A 17,951-nucleotide genomic window follows, 5' to 3' on the forward strand; every position below is an offset into this window, starting at 1 on the left:
CCTGTTGAACCTGTGGAAAGCGGCCCCGCGAACGAGGCCGGAGAGGCAGCGACTATTCGGCGGCTTCCAGGTCTTCGGCTCGTTCCGTGACCTCTTCCCAACCAGGCGCGTCGTCGAAACTCAGCACGGCGCGCTGTTTCTTGCGGTTGATAAGCAGTCTTGTGCTGTCGCGCTTGGCATAGTGGCCGGCCGGATCTGCCGCCGCCTTGGCATAGCCAATCATGTGCAGATCGATATCGGCATACACGATACCTTCCTGATCGTGCGGGATACGTTCGGCAATCTCCGAACCATCCGGTGCAAAGATCGCGGTGTAGCCACCACCCACGGGGCAAAGCGCCTCTTTCTCAGGGTTCCCTTCGCAGAGCATGTCCTGCATGTCCTTCGTAACAAGGGCGCAGGGGGCCAGGACAAAGCAAGACCCTTCCACGGCGTAGATCTGGGACGCCGCATTGTTCACCTGATGACCCAGCGCATAGGCAGTGCCTTCGTAAAGCGAAAGGTTGGGCCATGCCGCAATGTGGATTTGCTCGTTTTGAGCGTACATCGCGTATTTCGACAGGGGCTGAAGGTGTTCCCAGCAGGCCAATTGGCCGACGCGGCCAATGGCGGTGTCCACAACATTCAGATCCGAACCATCCCCTTCGCCAAACACGGTGCGTTCCACATGCGTCGGCTTCAGCTTGCGGCGGCGATTTATCACCTCACCCTGTTCGTCAAAATGCCACTGCGCGATGTAGAGCGAACCGCCATCGCGTTCTGAGCATCCCATCGACACCTGGATGTTGTTGTCGCGCGCGGCTTTCGCGATCCGGGCCTCTTCCGGGCTGCCCGCTTCGATGGAGTTGTCGAAGTAGCGACCCACGAACTGCATCTGCCAAGCCACCGGCCCAAGCCAGATATGGTTCGGATAACCCGGCAACCACGTTTCGCTGAAGGCGATCAGGCTGGCGCCGTTCTTGGCGGCCTCTTCGATCAGGCCGATGGCTTTATCGATACCGGCGTTCAAATCAAGGAAGCAAGGAGCGGCCTGAACCGCGGCGACTTTGGCTTGCGTAGACATTGTGCACCTCCGTTGTGACCCAGAAAGCTTGCAGGCAATCACAACGCCCCGCTTTTGGCTCTGGGCGGAAAAACTTGCCTTTTTGGGAAAAAAGCGCAGGCTTTTCGTGAGGATGGCGAAGGATGGATGCTCAAACACGCTACGACACGAACGATGTTCCCCCAGGCGACCGCTTGGCCTATTGGCGGGAATCTGTCTGCGCCAGCTACGTTCAACTTGGGTGTGAGGTCGAAAAAACACCGGAATTCAGAGGTGTAATTGAAATCGCGAAGCACAATGTGCTGTCGATTTCCCGTGTCAGTGGACAGCAGCATCGGGTTCGGCGTCGCAACCGTGACATCCGGTCGGCAACGGAATCCTATTTCCTGCTCAGCCTGCAAACCTCCAACGTCTCGTCCGTCAGCCAATTCGGTAAAACGGCGGTTCTGCGGCCAGGTGACATGGCGCTCTATGCCAGTACCGCGCCCTATACATTGCAGCTGACAGACGATTTCAGCCAGACGGTCGTGCAGCTTCCGGCGTCGAAGCTGCTGGAAAGACTGCCCAATGCCGAGTTGCTGACGGCATGCCGGATCGATGGCCAAGCAGGGATTGGCAAGCTGGTGGGGGAAAACGTTCTGGCCTTTGCCGACCATATCAATTCGCCAAATGCGATGCTGCAAGCGCTGGTGCAGGATACGCTGATCGACCTGATTGCCACCGGCGTGGCGGCGCATGGGTCCCATAAGCTCGAACTGTCGTCACCTGAACAACACGTGATGCTGCGCGCCAAGTCCTTCATCCGCGCCAATCTCAACGATCCGAACTTGGACCGCAACCGCGTTGCGCTGGATGTCGGCATGTCGGTGCGCCGCCTGAACGACATCTTCTCAAAGCAAGACGAGTCGATCAGTGCGTTCATTCGCCGGATGCGGCTTGAGAGGGTGTCGGCCGACCTGAGCGACCCCCGCTATGCGCAGCAAACGATCAGCGAGATCGCTTTTCGCCATGGTTTTTCGAACAGCCAGAATTTCTCGACGACGTTCCGCAACCATTTCGGGGAAAGCCCCCGAAGTTATCGGGCGCGTCAGAAAGCGTAAGACGCTTGGCGGCGAAGTCTTGGTGATCCGTGGATGCTTTCGTCCAACTGACCGCGTGTCGCTTGAACCCTTTCGGTCGGGACAGAAGTCGTTACGGGCCTGCTGATCCGAGATCCCCATCCCGAACTAAAGACACCTGTAGAAGCTGAAAGTCTTGCAGGTTGTTTGGCTGGATGGGCCAAACCCAGCCTCAGGTCATACCAAAAACCGAAGACGGGCTATTCCTCCGCCTCTTTTCTAGGTGTTATCGATGATGTGTCTGAAAACACCTGGCTCGCTGAGGCCAGGATCGAGAAAAACACTGCGAGAGCCAAAAGAAGAGGACTGGAGATCGCGGAGTCCACCCAATCGGGTTCAATCAGTATGGGTTCATCAAGACCAAAGCTGTTGAGTTGCAGGGCTGTGTTTCCAAGCTGCGACACCACATTGACGTACAAGGTGTTGTCTTCCGATTGGGTAAAATGCCCATAGACCCGTGCCGGATTGCCATCGATCAATACGGTCGCTTTGGAGCCGGCTGGAAGAGTGCCTTGTTTTACAACCTCCGTCACGTTTCGAAAGAAAGACGTGACCAAGCCGGCCTCTCGGGCCTCCCATCTTCCGTTCAAGAGCAGGTTTCGTGATCCCGATTGCAGGTCCTGTCCCACGATGACTGACGCGCGAAACGTGAGAGCGCCCGCGCTTTTCCAGGATTTCGCGGAAAGGAGAAAATAGCTCCTTTCGATCATATCCGATCCTGGGGCCTCCAGAACGGTGATCTGTAGCGCATCAGACTGCGTCGACACGTTGATCTTGGTGTTTTCGGCCCAAGAAATAATCGCCTCTGACGGTTCTCCTTTAGCCTCAAAGGCGATGCCACATGGTCCTTTCGAGGCGAAGTCTGGCACATCTAACGGGATGCAAACCGTTGCCTCTGGCAAGCGCCAGACATTCTGGCCCTCGCCAAACACCACGTCCAGGGTTGTTGTGTGCGCTTCAATCAGGAAACTTCGGTTGGCCGTTGCAACGGTCAGCACCAGAAATGTGGCCAAAAAGAACATGGCGCTGACAAAAAAGACCTGGGCGGGACCTCGAATGAACCCAAGCGGCCAGGTCACTATTTTGAGTGCTGGAGCAATTACCTTTCGGGTCATGGCCTAGAGCGCGTTAAGCCAAACACGAACTTTCGTAGATGGAGCGGCATTTCCATCAACGATACGCAGAATTTCAATCTCGGTCGGTCGATCAGTGTCCACGACCTGCATGGTGCAGCTTGTGTCAAATGCTGTTCTTCCTTCCAGGGTAATCGGATCGCAACGAATAGGCCGGGCCTGGCCTTCAATGTACACAAACACAGCCTCGGCTTGAAAAGAGTTCAGCAAGAGGCTTCTTGCCTTTCGCGCGCCATCATTCCAACTTACGACTGTCGCTTCAACGTTCTTGCTGGAGCACTCTCCCAGTTGCAGGCGCGCCCCAAGCTCGTTCTGTACCATCTGACCAAGGCGATCCTCATACCGGGTGGGGTAGGGGAGCGCTGCGACGCCGCCTTGCCAGGCAAGTGGAACACTATATTCGTTCGCAGCCTCATAAAGACCGTTTGAAGAGACCACGCGCATGCAAAGCGTCTCTCCGGCCCAGGCTGCGGGGACAAAGGCCTTCAGATCGATCACGCCCGAGCCGCGTCCCTGTTGTTGGACCCCCATGACCATGCTTCCTGAAATTCTGGCCGAAGGCAGAACATCTTCTTGAAATGGGTTGGTTGTGAGGCGCAGAGTCTCTGCGGAGACTGCATTGGCAATTGGCGCGAGGGCCAAGAGGAGAAGTATGTTTTTGAGTAATTTTCGCACCGTATACCTCCCTTTGTTGTTAGTATTATTGATTTCGATCACAGCCGCAAACCCTGGGAACAGCCAAACCGTGCGTATTCAAAACGGTTTGGGGGAATGGGGGTATGGCTGGATGTTTCTAAGCGAAGGGTCCTGTTTTGTTGCTTTGCCCGAACATGTCGCAGGACCATTGCCGAAGATTACGATTTCCACGGCAGCCCCTGTTGTGAGTGATCAGGCCACGGTTCTCAAACCCTTTTGGGACGGCATGGATTTGGCAATTGCTGTTCCTGATCAGGGGGTTATCAATTCAAGATGTGTCGCAAGGGTGGAGCAGCTCAAGCCCAGCGACCAAACGCGCACGGCAAGAGAGATCAATCTGATCCGCATCACTCGGGCTGGTCAGGAAATGCGAACGAAGATGCAGGTTACAAAGCGGGATTACCTCACGCTGGAAGCCGAGATTGCAAATGACGGCTTATCCATTGGTCAGGGGACATCCGGCGCGTTTGCCTTTGTTGGTTCCAGACCAGTGGGCATGGCGATTGAGTCCGACGGCGTCAACCAAGCGCGGTTTATCCGGGCCGAAGAAATACTTCTCAACGTGAGCCGCTTTGCCGAAGAGCAGGGGCGCGCCTACCAATTGGCGGCGCTGAGTGAGACCAAAGTGCCCGCAGAACACATCAGCGGCATTGCGATTCGATCCGTAACGAGCACCGCGCCGCCCACCTTGCCACAGTTTGGGCCTGCGAACGTGTTGTCCGACGGACTGTTTGTCACCGGTTCAGGTGTGCCTTTTGACGTCGTATTGCGTTTGGACCACGAAGCCGTTCAACGCGTGAACCGCGTTGAAGTCGAGGCCGAGGCCCAGGGCTATGCCGTTCCAAATCAGATTGTGGTGTCCTTAAGCACCGAAGAAACCCCCCGGAGATTCAGGTTCTGGACGCAAGGACGCATGACACCTGACGGCGCTTTTGACACCGGGATGCTGGCGGCACGCAACGCGCGGTGGATCCGGCTCAGGTTCCTGGGAACGTGGACCGAGGGTGAAATCGCTGTGCGATCCGTGAGGGTTGAATAACCCTCAAGGCGTCAGAGTGAGAGAGGTGGTGAACCCACCGGGCACGTCCCAAACCGTCGTCGATCCAGCCAACTGGCCGCTGTCTTGGAAGGTGAGGTTGGTGTAGGTCCACCGGCCGGAATTGCCGTGTGCTCTTGTGCTCATCGCCACACCATCGGGGGTTATTGCGATCCCGCACCAATCATGCCCCGTTTCCAGGTAACAGTTCTTCTCTGCGTGGAACATGCCTACATTCAGCCTATAGGTCGCCGTTCCATTCGACAGGATCGTGCCGTCTGTCACATGTCTGAAGTGACCTTCAAACTTCTCAGGAACATCGTCCGGCAACGTGACCTGAACCAAAAGCGTTGGTCTCGTGTCCAAGAATGCCCGCAGGGCATAGGCTCTCACTTCGGGCGTTGCAGACAGTAGGCCATGATCAATGGCAAGTCTGACCAATTGCGGCTCATTGCTTTCGATCATCAGCTCCATCGCGGCCCTCGACCGCGCCGGATCCGGATCGTTTAACATGTCCCGGAATGCGCTGTTCGAACTCGAGCGTTCATCGAGTTGCGCGCGCAATTGTTCAGGTGTCAGACCCTGCGACATCGCAAAACTTGGGAGGCATGCAAAAAGAAGAGCTGCAAAGAGTTTCATCGTCAATTTCCACATTGGCAAGAATTGACAGCAGGGGATCTGAAAACCGCGTAACAGACAAGGCTTTTCTGCTGATCGCAAACCGATCCTCGGGCGGCAGCCTTTTGCGCTTTTCAGATCAAAAGACGTCCAGCAGCCGCATGTCTGTATTTACTTGAAATGCAATCGGTAAACGCTGCATCAACACTACTCAATCTGGCGCGGTACGGTTTTCGTTTGCCGATAGAGAACCGTGGCTTTTGCGCAGGTCCGTGATCGTTATTGATGGTCCGCTTGGCAGGGAGCTGCAAATGAAAAGCAACCGTTGGCCTGACGGGTGCCAAAAGTCAGATGCTCAGGCGCCGGAGAGCTGCAGCAGATCCCATCGATTGCCGTAGAGATCACGCCAGACAGCGACGATGCCATAGGGTTCGTGTCGTGGCTCTTCCTCGAACACGACACCCTGCTCGCGCATCGTGTCGTAGTCGCGCATGAAATCATCCGTTTCCAGAAAGAAGCCAACGCGCCCGCCGGTCTGGTTGCCGATACTGGCTTCCTGCAGACCTCCTTGCGCCTTGGCCAGCAGCAAGGAGCCTGAGGCGCCGCCCGGCGGGGCGACACGGACCCAGCGTTTGCCGTCGCCCAGATCGATGTCCTGCAGGCATTCAAATCCAATGGATTGGTAGAAGGCCAGCGCCTCGTCATAGTCGCGCACCACAAGGGTGACGGCATGAAGCGATTGGCCCGCCACGCCTTAGCGTGTCGTCGGGCGGCGGTCGGGCAGGTGGATATTGGCCACCTGTTCCGCGATCGGGTCGTTGGACAGCGGATGCGTGTCGGCGCCGTATTGTGAGGGGTCGGTCATCTTTTGCCACTCTCCGCCCACATAGATCTCAAGCCCCGAAAACTTGGCCTTGTACCCCATCTTCTGGCTGCCTGGCACCCAATAGCCCAGATAGACGTAAGGCAGGCCCGCCTCGCGCGCGATATCCACGTGATCGAGGATCATGTAGGTTCCAAGGCTCTGCTTGGGGCGATCAGGCGCGTAGAAGGAATACACCATGCTGAGCCCGTCTTCGAGCACGTCGGTCAGGCTGACACCGATCAGATCGTTGCCAGGCTCGGTATACTCGATCACCCGGCTGCGGATCGGTGTTTCCTCGATCATCGCTGAAAATTCGAACACATCCATATCCGCCATGCCGCCCGCGGCGTGACGATCGTCGAGGTAGCGGCGGAAGAGGTCATATTGATCCTCCGTCGCCCAGGGCGAGGTGGCCCGCCGGTCGACATGGGCATTGCGTCTGGCCGTCCGCTTCTGGCTCTTGCTGGCGGTGAAGGCGGCCACGTTGATGCGCGCGGACAGGCAGGCCGAGCATTCGGCGCAGGACGGGCGGTAAAGCACATTCTGAGAACGGCGAAACCCCTGCTGCGACAGGCTATTATTCAGCTTTTCTGCGTTTTCGCCCTGAAGCGCCGTGAACAACTTCCGCTCCATCCGCCCCTCCAGATAGGGGCAGGGCTGCGGGGCCGTCACATAGAATTGAGGAGCAATTGGAAGTGTGTGGCGCATGTCGGTCCCAGGTCGATCCGGATCACGATAGCAACGGGGCCAACAGGCGCCAAGGGCTTTCTTGTCAGCCGCGCAGAAGAGCGCGTCGGTTCAGCGCAACGCTTCCCATGAAGCTGTCCGTCAGGCCCTGACCCCGTGCGCCGGTGAGCATCATCACGACAGAGGCGACCTGGAGAATGGGAATGGCAAAAGAGACCGTGTAGCCCAGAGTGTGCATGAGCGCGGCGCCCAGATCAAAGCGTTCGCCGTCGGCGGTGCGCAGCTCGATCGCCGCGAAGCGCATGCCCAAAGTCGCCGACCCGTTGGCCAGCGTCACCACGCGGTAGCAGAAGCCCACGATGAGTAGGAGCGCGGGAAAGAAGAAAATCCCGGTAAAGGCGGTGAAAGGCAGGATCATAAGACACAGCGCAAATGTGAGGACGATGTCGATGACCCAGGCAAAGAAGCGCTTTGCCGGAACAGACGCGTAGAATTGGGGCTGGTGATACGGGTCTGGCAGGTTGTGCATGATCGTCTCCGCTCAAACAAAGACGCTCCCGGAGCGAGGATCCGGGAGCGTCAGCGTCAGTTTAGGCTGCTTGATCGTCGTCGTCGTCATGGTTGCGGTCGTTCTTCTTCACCCGCTCATCCATGAACTGATCGAATTCGGCCTTGTCTTTGGCTTCGCGCAGACGCTCAAGGAAGGCTTCGAAATCGTCCTGCTCCTGCTGCAGCCGGCGCAGGGTTTCGGCCTTGTAAGCATCAAACGCGCTGTTGCCGGTCGTGCGCATCGCGTTCATCCCCGCACCGTTCCAGCGGGCCATGCGGCGAGACTTGCAGGATTTGTCGAACATGCGTTTGCTCCAGATCATATACATCAATAGCGCAAGGCCGATGGGCCAGAAGAACACAAAGCCAAGGACCATCGCCGCGATCCATGCGCCTTTGCCCTTGCTGTCCAGCCAGGCCTCGCTTCGCACGAACCAGCCCATGCGTTGGGTGCCGTAGGTGGTTTCGGTCAGCGTGGTCATCGTGGGGTCTCTCCAAGGTTGAGGGCTAATGTAAAGCCGTTTCACATCATCAGAGATCGTCATTGGGTGGCCCTGTTGCAAGGGGCATGTGAATGTTTTTTACATTTTTTCGAATTAAGACGTAAAATCAGATAGTTGAGCCGCGGTTATTCGAAGCAAAACATCTGGGGCGATGCCGAAAACATGGTGCGGCGTGCCCGCAGCGGCCCAGGTCAGATCGAATTTGGTCAGGCGCGGATCAAAGAAGGCGCGGATGTAGCGCGCCAACGAGTTTTTCAGAGAATGACAACGAATGTTGCAGCAACGCGATTTTTGGTCATTTCGGCCCCCTGAGCGGCCATTTTAGGCCGATTTAGGAGGCCGCTTGGACGCTGATTCGAAGGGCAGTTTAACACCCCTTCAATAGCGTGCCGCAAGCTCATTCACACCCTCCGGAACGGCCGGCCAGGAGGCCTCGGAGCGGTAGTCGCTCGAGGGGTCCAGAACCATCGTTCGGCAGGCCACGAGCATCTGATCGACCCAGAGGCGACCGGCCCGGAATGTGTCCATGTCGGCCGCGCTCAGCTCCCCCGAAATCGCCGCCCCCTGAATGTTCGAAACGGTCGGCGGGTTCAACACTGCGTAGATCCGCGACGAGCACTCCGCCTTGACCGCGGCGATGTGGTCGGCAGCGGCTTTGTCCGCTTTGTCCTGGGCCGTCACCATTTGGTCGAAATCGATATTGCTCATTTTACAGCTCCTCCGGGTAAACAATGAAAAGCGGTTGCCGCAGCCGCATGTCGTTTTCGACATCCATTTGGGCATCGTGAAGTTTACGGCGCCATCTGCCATTCTTTACCGGCCACCAAAACAAATGCATTCCGAAAAGGGTAATTCGGCGCTCTGCGAAATACCCCCGATCAAAACGACAGGAATGGCCATTACAGAATTCGACCGTGTCTTCCTTAATTCGATAAACAGGACGCGCCATCAATTCTCCTCCATTGAATAGGCCGGCAGATCGATCGGCCCGTTCTTGGTGACCGTGATCGGGTCCGGAAAGAGCGTGGCCTGCGGTGCCTTCTCGCCATGGGGCAGGACGATAGTGAGAGCCAGATCCCCGTTCGTCCGGGCGATCACCGTGCCGTTGGCAAACCATGGCGATTTGATCGCCCGCGCCGGCAGCGTGGCGCCCTCGGCCAGCTGCCCGAAATCAAACACCTCTCCGTTTACGATCAGCTGATCGCCTTGGCGTTCGAGTGTCAGACGCTGATCGCGGCGGGTGGGGGAAAGTGTAATCTTCATCGTGGCCTCCTCTTTAGAACCATCGACCCTGTGCGGTCATAAAAATCTCAGCCGAGATCGGTGCGCCGTCCTTATCCCAGCAATTCAAGGTGACGCCCGTGGTCGTTAGGTCGTTGTCCTCTGTGACATTGATCGGCTGACCACCTCGGCGCCCCATCCATGAGAGCGTAAGAGATCCGCCAGTAACGGCCTGAAAGGCGGACGGGAACGTCCAAGCATGGTTGGTCGCCGGCGTATCGAACAGCTGCTGGCAGATCAGGGTGCCGTCAGCAAGGCGGGCATACCGTCCATTGGCATTGTTGCCCCGCTCGATCAGCGCGCCGGTGGGCGTGCCGCCACTCTCGCTCACACTGCCCAGAATGTTCGACTGCCCATAGAGCTGCGACCAGCTCTCGGCCACGCCATCGATGATGCGCCGCTCGATCGTGAATGGTGATCCCGCCCCGAAATTCGCGCGCCAGATCTGGCTGACATTTGTGTTGCCGTAGCGCTGGACGGTCAAAAGCCCAAAGTTGATCGGGAATTCAGAGGGTATGTTCTGCGTGTCATTGGTGGTGCGGTAGAGCCCCGACGGCGCGTCGAAATCATCGATATCGGCCATCTCCGGGGCCACGCTCGCGCCCACGCCAAAGGCCCCCACGCGCATGAGCCGATCAGCCGTTTCGTCCAGCTCATCATCCTGAACGGCCGTGCCGCGCAGAGGCACGTCGAGGGTGAGCCCGGAGCCGTTCAGACGGGCGCGCTGAACGCCGGCGGTGGCCATGCCGATCTCGTTGGCATCGGGTTGGAAAAACCCTGTGTTGAGGTCCCCGCTGAAGGAGATCCCCGGCTCGCCCACGTCGCCCGGATCGAAGATGCCCGAAAGCGCTCCGTTGATGTACCCGTTGATCGTCGCCAGAGCGCTCACCAGCGCGTCATAGGCGCGCTTCGGATAGCCGCGGACCGGGACGATCACATAGTCCTGCGCGGCCTGTGTGGAGCCCAGATAGGCGGGCTTGATCGTGATCTCGGTGTCGCTGACCACGGCGATGATCTCATAGCCGACCTGACCGCCAGAGAGGCGGAATTCCTCGCCGGGCTGGACATTCGCCACGAAGGCGGTGCCGGTGCCTGTTACCGTCGTGCTGCCGTTGGTGACATCGACGGAACCTGTATCGTACCATGCGGTCATAGGATCCTCCCCTTACGTGACCTGATAGAGCACCCAGCGGATGTTGCCGGCGGAGATGCCGGTCACGCCCTTGGTGCGGAATTCGATGTTGAGCCGGATCTGCTGGGGCCCGTTCCAGCGGGCCGCCGTGACCACCTCGACAAAGCAGCCCCAGAACTCGTCATTTCCGGTGATCCCACCTGGTGCGGAGACGGTGCCCTCATAGGCCGCATAGGCGAGGAATGTCTTATTGGAGGGCATCCAGACCTGATCGAGCGGGAGCTCGTATCCGGTGGGGACGAGCTCCCATTCGAGCGTTGTCCGCAGATCGGCATTCTGGGCGAAGGTCTGAGCCTGAACGGGGAAGCTGCCGGAGGCCGCGACGATGTTCCGGCTGATGGCTTCGGCGGCGGTTTTGATCTCGCCCGTTTGGAAGTCGATCTGCACGCCGGAGGTGGGCAGGCCCTGGCCGTCCTCGGCGTAGTTATCGCTCTCCAGGACCGTCTCGATCTCGCCGCGCCCGACGGTCAGATTGTCGATAAAAGCCTGGGAGGCGGCAAGTTGGCCTAGGACCGCCGTGTCGATCTGTGTGAGCCCGGTGATCTGCACGTAATCGGCCGCCAGCCGCGCCGTGGAAACCGGTCCCTCGACCCCGTCATCGACGCTCACCATTTCGAAGACGTTTTGCTCGTTCAGCCGGAACACATAGCCGGCCGTGATCCCGTCCACCGTGGCCTGCGCGAAGGCCGTGGCCTCGGCCAGGGCGGTGAGGCTCCCATAGCTCGCGGTGATCTCTTGCGTCACCGCCGCCAGCGCGCCGTCGGCATCGACCTTCACGGCCTCCACGGCCTCGATCCGGGCGAGGCTCTCGTTCGCGGCCTGCGAGACGCGCTCGACGCGCAGCGACGCCACATAGCTATGCCCGTTTCCGCCGGCGTTCCGGCGCAGGATGACCCGCATCGTGGCCGCATTCGCCGGGGCGATCACCCGGTCGAATTCCGGCCGGATCCAGACCGACGAGCTCAGCTGACGGCTGCGCTCGATCCCGGAGATGAACGTGCCGTCGGCATCGAAGAAGGAAAGCCGCACGGCGATGGTGTTCAGACCGTTCGACCAGGTCGCGGCCTGCAGCGTGATTTCGAAGGCCTCGCCGGCGCTCACCGGCACGCCGGCCGCGGCCCGGCCCTGGACCGGATCGGTGCTTTCGGCCAGCCGCAGGATATAGGGCGTCGGGGCGCCCACGACGGCCACTGTGGCGTCTTCTCCGCGGGCCAGCACTTTCACGTTCGCGGTCAGCTCCGACCAGCCTCGCAGGTCGCCCTGGCTGAACGATCCATTGACCAGGATCTGCCCCTCCTGGACGGCCACCTCGAGCACGTCGGCGCGGGAGGCCAGAGCCGTCACATCGCCCTCGCTTTGCGAGACGCGCGCGTCGAGACCGCTGACCGCGAGGGCGTTGGCCTCGATCTCATCGTCGGCATTGTTCAAGCCGGTTTCGACGGCACTCAAACGGGTGCTTTGAGAGCTGATCGTCCCCTCGGTCGAGGTCACGCGCGTGTCGAGGCTGGAGATGGCGCCGGCATTTGCGGTGGCGTTCTGGGCCACGTCAAACACATCGGCTTGCAGCTGGGTGATCGCGTTGCTTTGGGATGTGATGGTGCCTTCGGCGGAGGTCAAGCGCGTGTCAAGCTGATCAATCGCTGTGGCATTCGCCGACGCGTCCGTTTCGGCGTCGCTGATCCGATTTTCCAGCGCGTTGATGGCTGTGCCCTGGCTAGTCACAGCGTTTTCCGTGATGACCACACGTGCATCCAGGCTGTTGATCGCGCCAGCATTGGCGGTCGCGGCCTGTGCGGCGTCCGAGACATCGGCCTGCAGCTGCGTGATCGCGCTGCCTTGGGAGGTGATCTCGCCCTCGGTCGAGGTCACCCTCGTGTCGAGCTGGGTGATCGCCTCGGCGTTGCCGTCGATCTCGCCCTCCGCCGTCGTCACCCGGTTCTCCAGCGCTGTGATGGCGGTGCCCTGACTGTCGAGATCGCCCTCGGCCGAGCTGACCCGAACGTCGAGACTGGAGATGGCGCCGGCGTTGGCGGTGGCCTCCTGGGCGATATCGGAGACATCGGCCTGCAGCTGCGTGATCGCGCTGCCTTGCGATGTGATCTCGCCTTCGGTCGAGGTCACCCGCGTATCGAGCTGGGTGATCGCCTCGGCGTTGCCGTCGATCTCGCCCTCCGCCGTCGTCACCCGGTTCTCGAGCGCTGTGATCGCCGTGCCCTGGCTGTCGAGATCGCCCTCGGCCGAGCTGACCCGAACGTCGAGACTGGAGATGGCGCCGGCGTTGGCGGTGGCCTCCTGGGCGATATCGGAGACATCGGCCTGCAGCTGCGTGATCGCGCTGCCTTGCGATGTGATCTCGCCTTCGGTCGAGGTCACCCGCGTATCGAGCTGGGTGATCGCCTCGGCGTTGCCGTCGATCTCGCCCTCCGCCGTCGTCACCCGGTTCTCGAGCGCTGTGATCGCCGTGCCCTGACTGTCGAGATCGCCCTCGGCCGAGCTGACCCGAACGTCCAGGCTGTTGATCGCGCCGGCATTTACGGTCGCGGCCTGTGCGGCGTCCGAGACGTCGGCCTGCAGCTGCGTGATCGCGCTGCCCTGCGATGTGATCTCGCCCTCAGTCGAGGTGACCCGTGTCTCGAGCTGCTCGACGGCCGTGGACGTGGCCGCAAGCCCATCCTCCGCGAGATCGAGGGCCGCACTGAGCGTGGTGATCTGCTGGGCCAGCGCGGCATCGGTCGTGGCCCGCGCCAGGCGCTCCTCGGTGAGGCTGGCCTTGGTCGCATCGAGGCCGGCGGCGAGCAAGGCCCGTTCTGCCGCCTCTGCCGAGATCTTGGCCTCGGTGAAGACGCGGGCGGAGCGGAGTGCCACGGAGATGCCGTCGCGCAGGGTGTCCCGCTCTTCCTGCTGATCCCAGAGATCGGCCACGCTTTGGGCGAAGAAATCGTCGCCGGTCAGCTCCACATCGCGGATGGCAGCGCCCAGGAATTCCACCCGCTGGCCCTCGGCGGTGATCGAGCCTTCCGTCTCACTGACCCGGCCCGTCACCTCCTCCAGCGCCTCGACGGTGCCCGCCAGATCGCCCTCGGCCGTGGTGAGATCGGCCTGCAGCTGAGTGACATCGCTCACGAGGCTTTCGGTAGCCGTGGCGCGGGCCTTCTGCTCGGCCACGATCAGCGCCTTGTTACCGTCCACATCCGCCTTCAGCTCCAGCCGGGCGGCGGCTTCGGCGGCGAAGCTGTCATCGACGAAGGCGCGCAGCTGCTGGCGGGCGGCGGCATTGGCTTCGCGGATCGCCTCACGCTCCCGGAACCCGTCGACCAGGTCGGCGAGGCTCTCGGCATAGAGATCATCGACCTCGCCAAAGATCCGGCGGGACGAGGTGACGGTCTGGGTGATCGATGGCACATCGAGCGCGTTCAGCACGATCTCGGCGCCGTCCAGCCGCTCCAGCGCCGCATCGAAATCCGCCTGGGTGGCGCGCAGGGCGATGGCGGCGTTCAGACTGTCGAGCTCAGCCGCCACGCTTGTCATCGTCACCAGACCGCCATTCACGGTCAGCGTGTCGGTCAAGAGATCGATGCGGCCGATCTCGGCATCGAGCGAGACCTCGACCTGCGTCATGCGCAGCTTCAGATCATCGACCACCGGGATCTGCGTCGGATCGAGGAGCGCATTGCTCACGACGTCGTTCACATAGGTGATGCTCGCCTTGGCGCTGATCTCGGCCGCGACGCCATCGATGCGCAGCTCGGCCGAGGCCACGCGCTGGCGGGTCGCCTCGATGCCGGCGATCCGCACGGTCCCGTTTTCGGGATCCACGTAGATGCCGGCATCGACGAGGCGTTCATTGGTGGCGAAGGTGACACGCTCGAGTTCGGTCAGGAAGGCCCAGACGTCATCGAGCTGAGCGCCGGCATCCCGGACCTGCGGGATCGCGAAATCCAGCCGCGCGATCGCAACGTCCACCTTGGCCTCCTGGACGTCCAGCCGGTCGGTCTGCACATCGAGCCGCGCAGTCTCCACATCCAACCGATCGGTCTGCACATCTACGCGCGCGGTTTCCACATCGAGGCGCTGCGTCAGCGACGTTTCGGTGTCGAGGGGGCCATACGCCTCGAGGGCTGCGTCGCGCAGCTCCGCCACGGCGCCGGTTGCGTCTTCCAGGGCCGCGTCATGCCGATCGAAGGCCGCATCGATCTTGTCGGTGAGCTCGTCGATCAGATCTTTCGCGGAGAGCCGGACGTCCGGGGCGGCGACCGTGACCCAATTGGTCCAGACGCGCGGGATATCGGTGATGAGGCGCGCCCGCACCTCATACGTCTGGGGCAGGATGCCCTCGGAGACGATGGCCTCACCGGCGGTGATGTTCTGGCTCGCCCCTTCGCTCGCGAGCTCCGCCGCGCCCTGCACCCGGATCTGCCATTCCACCCCGCGCGCCACCTCGATCGCAGAGGACCAGCGGATGCGCAGAGCCGGCCGGCGGGCGGTGTTGTCGGCATCGCGCAGGATGATGCCCTCGACATTGAAGCCGGGCACGCCGATTTCCGGGGCGATGACGACGCGGGGCGAGCCGATCGGGCTCGGCAATTCGAAATCCGGCTGCCAATCGTAATCGGTCGGATCGGCCTCGCGCAGCGACAGACGCGGATTACCCTGCACCAGCGTGTCGATGAATGAGGGGATCTCGAAGATCTTGTCGATATAGCCGTTATGCTCCGAGGACCACGACACCGCGTCGAGCGGCTCGAGCGCGCCGGCATCGGGGGGCAGGGTCAGCACGTGCCGGCGGAACCGGCGTTCATCCTCGATGTAGCCGCGCATCAGGCGCTGCACCTGGAGCGCATAGGGCACCGCCGGCAGCTGGAGATCGGCCACGAGCCGCTCCCCGCCATCTTCGGCCTCGTACTCGCTGTTAAAGCGCGCCGGCGCGTCCTTCGTTTGCCAGAGCGCGTCCGGATCTGGATAGGTGGCCTGAACCCCGTTGAACGTGTCGCTGATCTGCGGGAAGGGATCGAGCTCACGGGTCTCGGTGATGATCAGGTCATCGTCGGTGAAGAAATAGACCGGCAGGCCCGGACCGCCCACGCGGATCTTCCAGACCCCGCCCACTTCCGACACGCGACCCGCGCAGCCTTTCAGGAGCTCCTCGACCACGTCCGCGGGCTCATCGGTCACGAAGGCCTCGTAGGCGCCCCGATAGGCGGGTTCGGTGCCGCCACCGTCGAGATCGACGGCCGCATCGCAGGCATTCATCGCCGCGAACCAGTTGGACAGGGGCAGATCCTCGGCGCTGGCATTGCCGCCCCAGCGATAGCCGCCGCCCAGATCGATGCCGCGCTTGATGTTGTATATCTGGACCGCGTTGTTTGCGCTGGGTGTCCAGGTGGCAGGATCCGCCCAGCGTTGCGATCCGGAGCCGCCGACCGAGCTGTCCTGGCGGGGGTCGTAAAGCGGGATCCCGCCGCAGACAAAGCGCACCTTGGGAAACCCGTTGAAGATCTCGCGATTGAACTTGAAGGTCAGGATGGCATAGGGGATCCCGGAGCCGACCATATCGGCGCCCCAGGGCCGCTCATCGTAATCACCGTATTTGTCGAGCAGCATCGGATCGGCGGCGGTTTGAGTGCCGTCATAGATCTTGACCCAGGCATGATCGGTGAAGCGGCCCTCGATCGGCAGGCCGTAATCCGGATGGGGCGTGTCGCCAAGCTCGGTCGCTTCGCCATCGAGGATGACCGCCTCGACGCTTTGGCCGGCAATGTCGCCCAGCTCCACGACATAGGTCAGGTACGCGTTGGGCACGCCGCCGGCCGAGCCATGGCTCATCGGCGGCGCAACGAGCTGGCCTTCGGTGGCATATTGCGCGCCCAGGATGAACGAGGCCGGGGTGGTGCCGCCGGTCTGGGTGCGGGAGGTCCGGATACCGCCCACCTGGGAGGTCGGCCGCTTCACGAGCGCCATGCGCAACGCGGTGAGCGCCACCGTGGTGAGCAGCTTGCCGAGGATGGTCGAGGTGAAGAACGTGCCGACCGAGGCGCCCGCGATGTAGGCCGAGCTCAGGAACGCCGAGGACGTGACGGCGGCGGTCGCCCCGAAGCCGCCGGCACCGGCGAGGAAGGCCCCGACCGGCGCCATCAGACCGCAAAGCCCCGCACGGCCACGAGGAGGGGCGCCAGACGCATCCCCTTGCGGCCCAGCAGATAGATCGAATGGCCCTGGACGATGCCGAGGGCCGGCCCGTCGGCCGTGCGCACCATCGCCCCGTCACCCGCGGTCAGATAGGCGGGTGGGATCTCGTCGAGGTGATGCGCGGCAAGGGCGACGTGATCGTCAAAGCCCGCCTTGCGCAGGATCCGGATCCCGCCGGCGATCGTCCGGTACCGGCCGCGATAGGGAGCCGCGTAATCCGTCCCGCGGATGGCCTCGACCCCGCCAGCCAGAAAGAGCGCACAATCATTCACACCCTCTTCAAAGGGGCGTTGAACACTGCGTCCAACATAGGCGATCAGGCGGTTCTGCCAGCCAGCGGGGCGGATGCGGGTCATCGTCCTGCATACTCCTTCGGGCCTTCCGGCGCGTTCGAGGGCTCGGCCGGCGGATCGGCGGGTTTGGCTTGCGGGGCCGCGGCCTTGATCTCGCCCCAATAGGTATCGATGGCGCCGGTCAGATCGGTGTATTTCCGAAACCCGTCATCGGGCGCGCGGGCGCGCAGGGACTGATCGGATTTCTTCAGGGGCAGCGTGCGGCGCAGCTGATAGGCGGGGCCCAGGAGGCTCAGCTCGGCCGTGGCCTCGCCGTCGCCCAGGGCCGGCTGGGTGATCGGGGCCTTGTCGAGGTTGCCCTTGAAGACGCGTTCCGGGGCGTCGATCAGCGCGCCCGTCTCCGGATCGAAATGCGCCACATGGATCTCGCAGGGTGCCAGACGCGGATCATAGCCGCGGATCATCTGCTCGACCTCGGGGGCGATCGCCGACACGATCAGCCGCTGTGTGCGCACGTTCAGGCCTTCCTCGAAGACCAGGGGATCGATCTCGAGGATGGCGCCGGCGCCGTAATAGACGCGGCTCTGGCCATCGATGGCAAAGGTCACGTGATCGTCCCCGGTCCAAAGCCCGATCGTCTCCACGGCATCGGTCTCGCGATTGCGCGCCTCGATCCAGAAGAGCAGGCGCGCCAGGCGCGCCTTGCGATCTGCGTAATGGGCATCGATGAGAAAGGACCGGTCGCGCATCGC

General features: G+C 61.5%; 19 protein-coding genes. 3 read left to right on the forward strand and 16 right to left on the reverse strand.

Annotated features, from left to right (window positions below; all coding sequences use genetic code 11):
• Positions 1-52 precede the first annotated feature (52 nt).
• Positions 53-1,063: a carbon-nitrogen hydrolase family protein gene (locus CFI11_RS09585; protein ID WP_130405346.1), complete on the reverse strand. Its 1,011-nt coding sequence runs from the start codon at positions 1,061-1,063 to the stop codon at positions 53-55.
• A 122-nt stretch (positions 1,064-1,185) separates the two neighbouring features.
• On the opposite strand from CFI11_RS09585, the gene CFI11_RS09590 reads away from it, so the two are divergent.
• A complete protein-coding gene (locus CFI11_RS09590) occupies positions 1,186-2,142 on the forward strand; it encodes a helix-turn-helix domain-containing protein (protein ID WP_130405348.1) in 957 nt (318 codons plus the stop codon).
• A gap of 218 nt (positions 2,143-2,360) precedes the next feature.
• Here the strand turns inward: CFI11_RS09590 and CFI11_RS09595 are convergent, their stop codons facing one another.
• Together CFI11_RS09595 and CFI11_RS09600 are read right to left on the reverse strand one after the other, a co-directional pair.
• Entirely contained in the window at positions 2,361-3,275 is a 915-nt protein-coding gene (locus tag CFI11_RS09595) for a hypothetical protein (RefSeq protein WP_130405350.1), read from the reverse strand.
• A 3-nt stretch (positions 3,276-3,278) separates the two neighbouring features.
• Positions 3,279-3,968 (reverse strand): hypothetical protein, encoded by a 690-nt coding sequence (locus CFI11_RS09600; RefSeq protein ID WP_130405352.1) that lies wholly within the window; start codon positions 3,966-3,968, stop codon positions 3,279-3,281.
• On the opposite strand from CFI11_RS09600, the gene CFI11_RS09605 reads away from it, so the two are divergent.
• Entirely contained in the window at positions 3,946-5,028 is a 1,083-nt protein-coding gene (locus CFI11_RS09605) for a hypothetical protein (RefSeq protein ID WP_130405354.1), read from the forward strand. The genes CFI11_RS09600 and CFI11_RS09605 overlap by 23 nt on opposite strands.
• A 3-nt stretch (positions 5,029-5,031) precedes the next feature.
• Here CFI11_RS09605 and CFI11_RS09610 read toward each other — a convergent pair whose 3' ends face one another.
• Positions 5,032-5,538 (reverse strand): hypothetical protein, encoded by a 507-nt coding sequence (locus CFI11_RS09610; RefSeq protein ID WP_217358763.1) that lies wholly within the window; start codon positions 5,536-5,538, stop codon positions 5,032-5,034.
• Between the two features lie 95 nt (positions 5,539-5,633).
• Here CFI11_RS09610 and CFI11_RS09615 point away from each other — a divergent pair, with 95 nt between their 5' ends.
• The gene (locus CFI11_RS09615) at positions 5,634-5,822 is read left to right on the forward strand and encodes a hypothetical protein (protein ID WP_130405358.1); all 189 of its coding nucleotides are present in this window, start codon (positions 5,634-5,636) and stop codon (positions 5,820-5,822) included.
• A 176-nt stretch (positions 5,823-5,998) separates the two neighbouring features.
• Here the strand turns inward: CFI11_RS09615 and CFI11_RS09620 are convergent, their stop codons facing one another.
• The 12 genes from CFI11_RS09620 to CFI11_RS09670 form a co-directional block, all read right to left on the reverse strand.
• Positions 5,999-6,394, reverse strand: a complete 396-nt coding sequence (locus CFI11_RS09620; RefSeq protein WP_130405360.1) for a VOC family protein — start codon at positions 6,392-6,394, stop codon at positions 5,999-6,001.
• A gap of 3 nt (positions 6,395-6,397) precedes the next feature.
• The gene (locus CFI11_RS09625; RefSeq protein WP_130405362.1) at positions 6,398-7,216 is read right to left on the reverse strand and encodes an arginyltransferase; all 819 of its coding nucleotides are present in this window, start codon (positions 7,214-7,216) and stop codon (positions 6,398-6,400) included.
• 64 nt (positions 7,217-7,280) lie between these two features.
• Positions 7,281-7,724 (reverse strand): RDD family protein, encoded by a 444-nt coding sequence (locus tag CFI11_RS09630; RefSeq protein WP_130405364.1) that lies wholly within the window; start codon positions 7,722-7,724, stop codon positions 7,281-7,283.
• Between the two features lie 61 nt (positions 7,725-7,785).
• Positions 7,786-8,226: a DUF2852 domain-containing protein gene (locus CFI11_RS09635; RefSeq protein ID WP_130405366.1), complete on the reverse strand. Its 441-nt coding sequence runs from the start codon at positions 8,224-8,226 to the stop codon at positions 7,786-7,788.
• Between the two features lie 114 nt (positions 8,227-8,340).
• Positions 8,341-8,493: a hypothetical protein gene (locus CFI11_RS24280; protein ID WP_165390231.1), complete on the reverse strand. Its 153-nt coding sequence runs from the start codon at positions 8,491-8,493 to the stop codon at positions 8,341-8,343.
• 132 nt (positions 8,494-8,625) lie between these two features.
• A complete protein-coding gene (locus tag CFI11_RS09640; protein ID WP_130405368.1) occupies positions 8,626-8,955 on the reverse strand; it encodes a hypothetical protein in 330 nt (109 codons plus the stop codon).
• A gap of 1 nt (position 8,956) precedes the next feature.
• A complete protein-coding gene (locus tag CFI11_RS09645; protein WP_130405370.1) occupies positions 8,957-9,196 on the reverse strand; it encodes a hypothetical protein in 240 nt (79 codons plus the stop codon).
• Positions 9,196-9,510, reverse strand: coding sequence for a hypothetical protein (locus tag CFI11_RS09650; RefSeq protein WP_130405372.1), 315 nt, complete (start codon positions 9,508-9,510; stop codon positions 9,196-9,198). The genes CFI11_RS09645 and CFI11_RS09650 overlap by 1 nt, the downstream gene beginning before the upstream one ends.
• A 13-nt stretch (positions 9,511-9,523) precedes the next feature.
• A complete protein-coding gene (locus CFI11_RS24445; RefSeq protein ID WP_130405374.1) occupies positions 9,524-10,681 on the reverse strand; it encodes a hypothetical protein in 1,158 nt (385 codons plus the stop codon).
• Positions 10,682-10,693: 12 nt separating this feature from the next.
• A complete protein-coding gene (locus tag CFI11_RS09660; RefSeq protein ID WP_130405376.1) occupies positions 10,694-16,852 on the reverse strand; it encodes a hypothetical protein in 6,159 nt (2,052 codons plus the stop codon).
• A complete protein-coding gene (locus CFI11_RS09665) occupies positions 16,852-17,262 on the reverse strand; it encodes a hypothetical protein (protein ID WP_130405378.1) in 411 nt (136 codons plus the stop codon). The genes CFI11_RS09660 and CFI11_RS09665 overlap by 1 nt, the downstream gene beginning before the upstream one ends.
• Positions 17,259-17,948: a hypothetical protein gene (locus CFI11_RS09670; RefSeq protein ID WP_174843492.1), complete on the reverse strand. Its 690-nt coding sequence runs from the start codon at positions 17,946-17,948 to the stop codon at positions 17,259-17,261. Before CFI11_RS09670 ends, CFI11_RS09665 begins: the two co-directional genes overlap by 4 nt.
• Positions 17,949-17,951 lie beyond the last annotated feature (3 nt).

Source organism: Thalassococcus sp. S3 (assembly GCF_004216475.1).
In the GTDB taxonomy this organism is placed as follows: domain Bacteria; phylum Pseudomonadota; class Alphaproteobacteria; order Rhodobacterales; family Rhodobacteraceae.

Coding starts and splice junctions, on each gene's coding strand:
- CFI11_RS09585 (WP_130405346.1), bottom strand. CDS start 1,063: ATGTCTACGCAAGCCAAAGTCGCCGCGGTTCAGGCCGCTCCTTGCTTC.
- CFI11_RS09590 (WP_130405348.1), top strand. CDS start 1,186: ATGGATGCTCAAACACGCTACGACACGAACGATGTTCCCCCAGGCGAC.
- CFI11_RS09595 (WP_130405350.1), bottom strand. CDS start 3,275: ATGACCCGAAAGGTAATTGCTCCAGCACTCAAAATAGTGACCTGGCCG.
- CFI11_RS09605 (WP_130405354.1), top strand. CDS start 3,946: ATGTTTTTGAGTAATTTTCGCACCGTATACCTCCCTTTGTTGTTAGTA.
- CFI11_RS09610 (WP_217358763.1), bottom strand. CDS start 5,538: ATGTTAAACGATCCGGATCCGGCGCGGTCGAGGGCCGCGATGGAGCTG.
- CFI11_RS09615 (WP_130405358.1), top strand. CDS start 5,634: ATGCAAAAAGAAGAGCTGCAAAGAGTTTCATCGTCAATTTCCACATTG.
- CFI11_RS09625 (WP_130405362.1), bottom strand. CDS start 7,216: ATGCGCCACACACTTCCAATTGCTCCTCAATTCTATGTGACGGCCCCG.
- CFI11_RS09630 (WP_130405364.1), bottom strand. CDS start 7,724: ATGCACAACCTGCCAGACCCGTATCACCAGCCCCAATTCTACGCGTCT.
- CFI11_RS09635 (WP_130405366.1), bottom strand. CDS start 8,226: ATGACCACGCTGACCGAAACCACCTACGGCACCCAACGCATGGGCTGG.
- CFI11_RS09640 (WP_130405368.1), bottom strand. CDS start 8,955: ATGAGCAATATCGATTTCGACCAAATGGTGACGGCCCAGGACAAAGCG.
- CFI11_RS09645 (WP_130405370.1), bottom strand. CDS start 9,196: ATGGCGCGTCCTGTTTATCGAATTAAGGAAGACACGGTCGAATTCTGT.
- CFI11_RS09650 (WP_130405372.1), bottom strand. CDS start 9,510: ATGAAGATTACACTTTCCCCCACCCGCCGCGATCAGCGTCTGACACTC.
- CFI11_RS24445 (WP_130405374.1), bottom strand. CDS start 10,681: ATGACCGCATGGTACGATACAGGTTCCGTCGATGTCACCAACGGCAGC.
- CFI11_RS09660 (WP_130405376.1), bottom strand. CDS start 16,852: ATGGCGCCGGTCGGGGCCTTCCTCGCCGGTGCCGGCGGCTTCGGGGCG.
- CFI11_RS09665 (WP_130405378.1), bottom strand. CDS start 17,262: ATGACCCGCATCCGCCCCGCTGGCTGGCAGAACCGCCTGATCGCCTAT.
- CFI11_RS09670 (WP_174843492.1), bottom strand. CDS start 17,948: ATGCGCGACCGGTCCTTTCTCATCGATGCCCATTACGCAGATCGCAAG.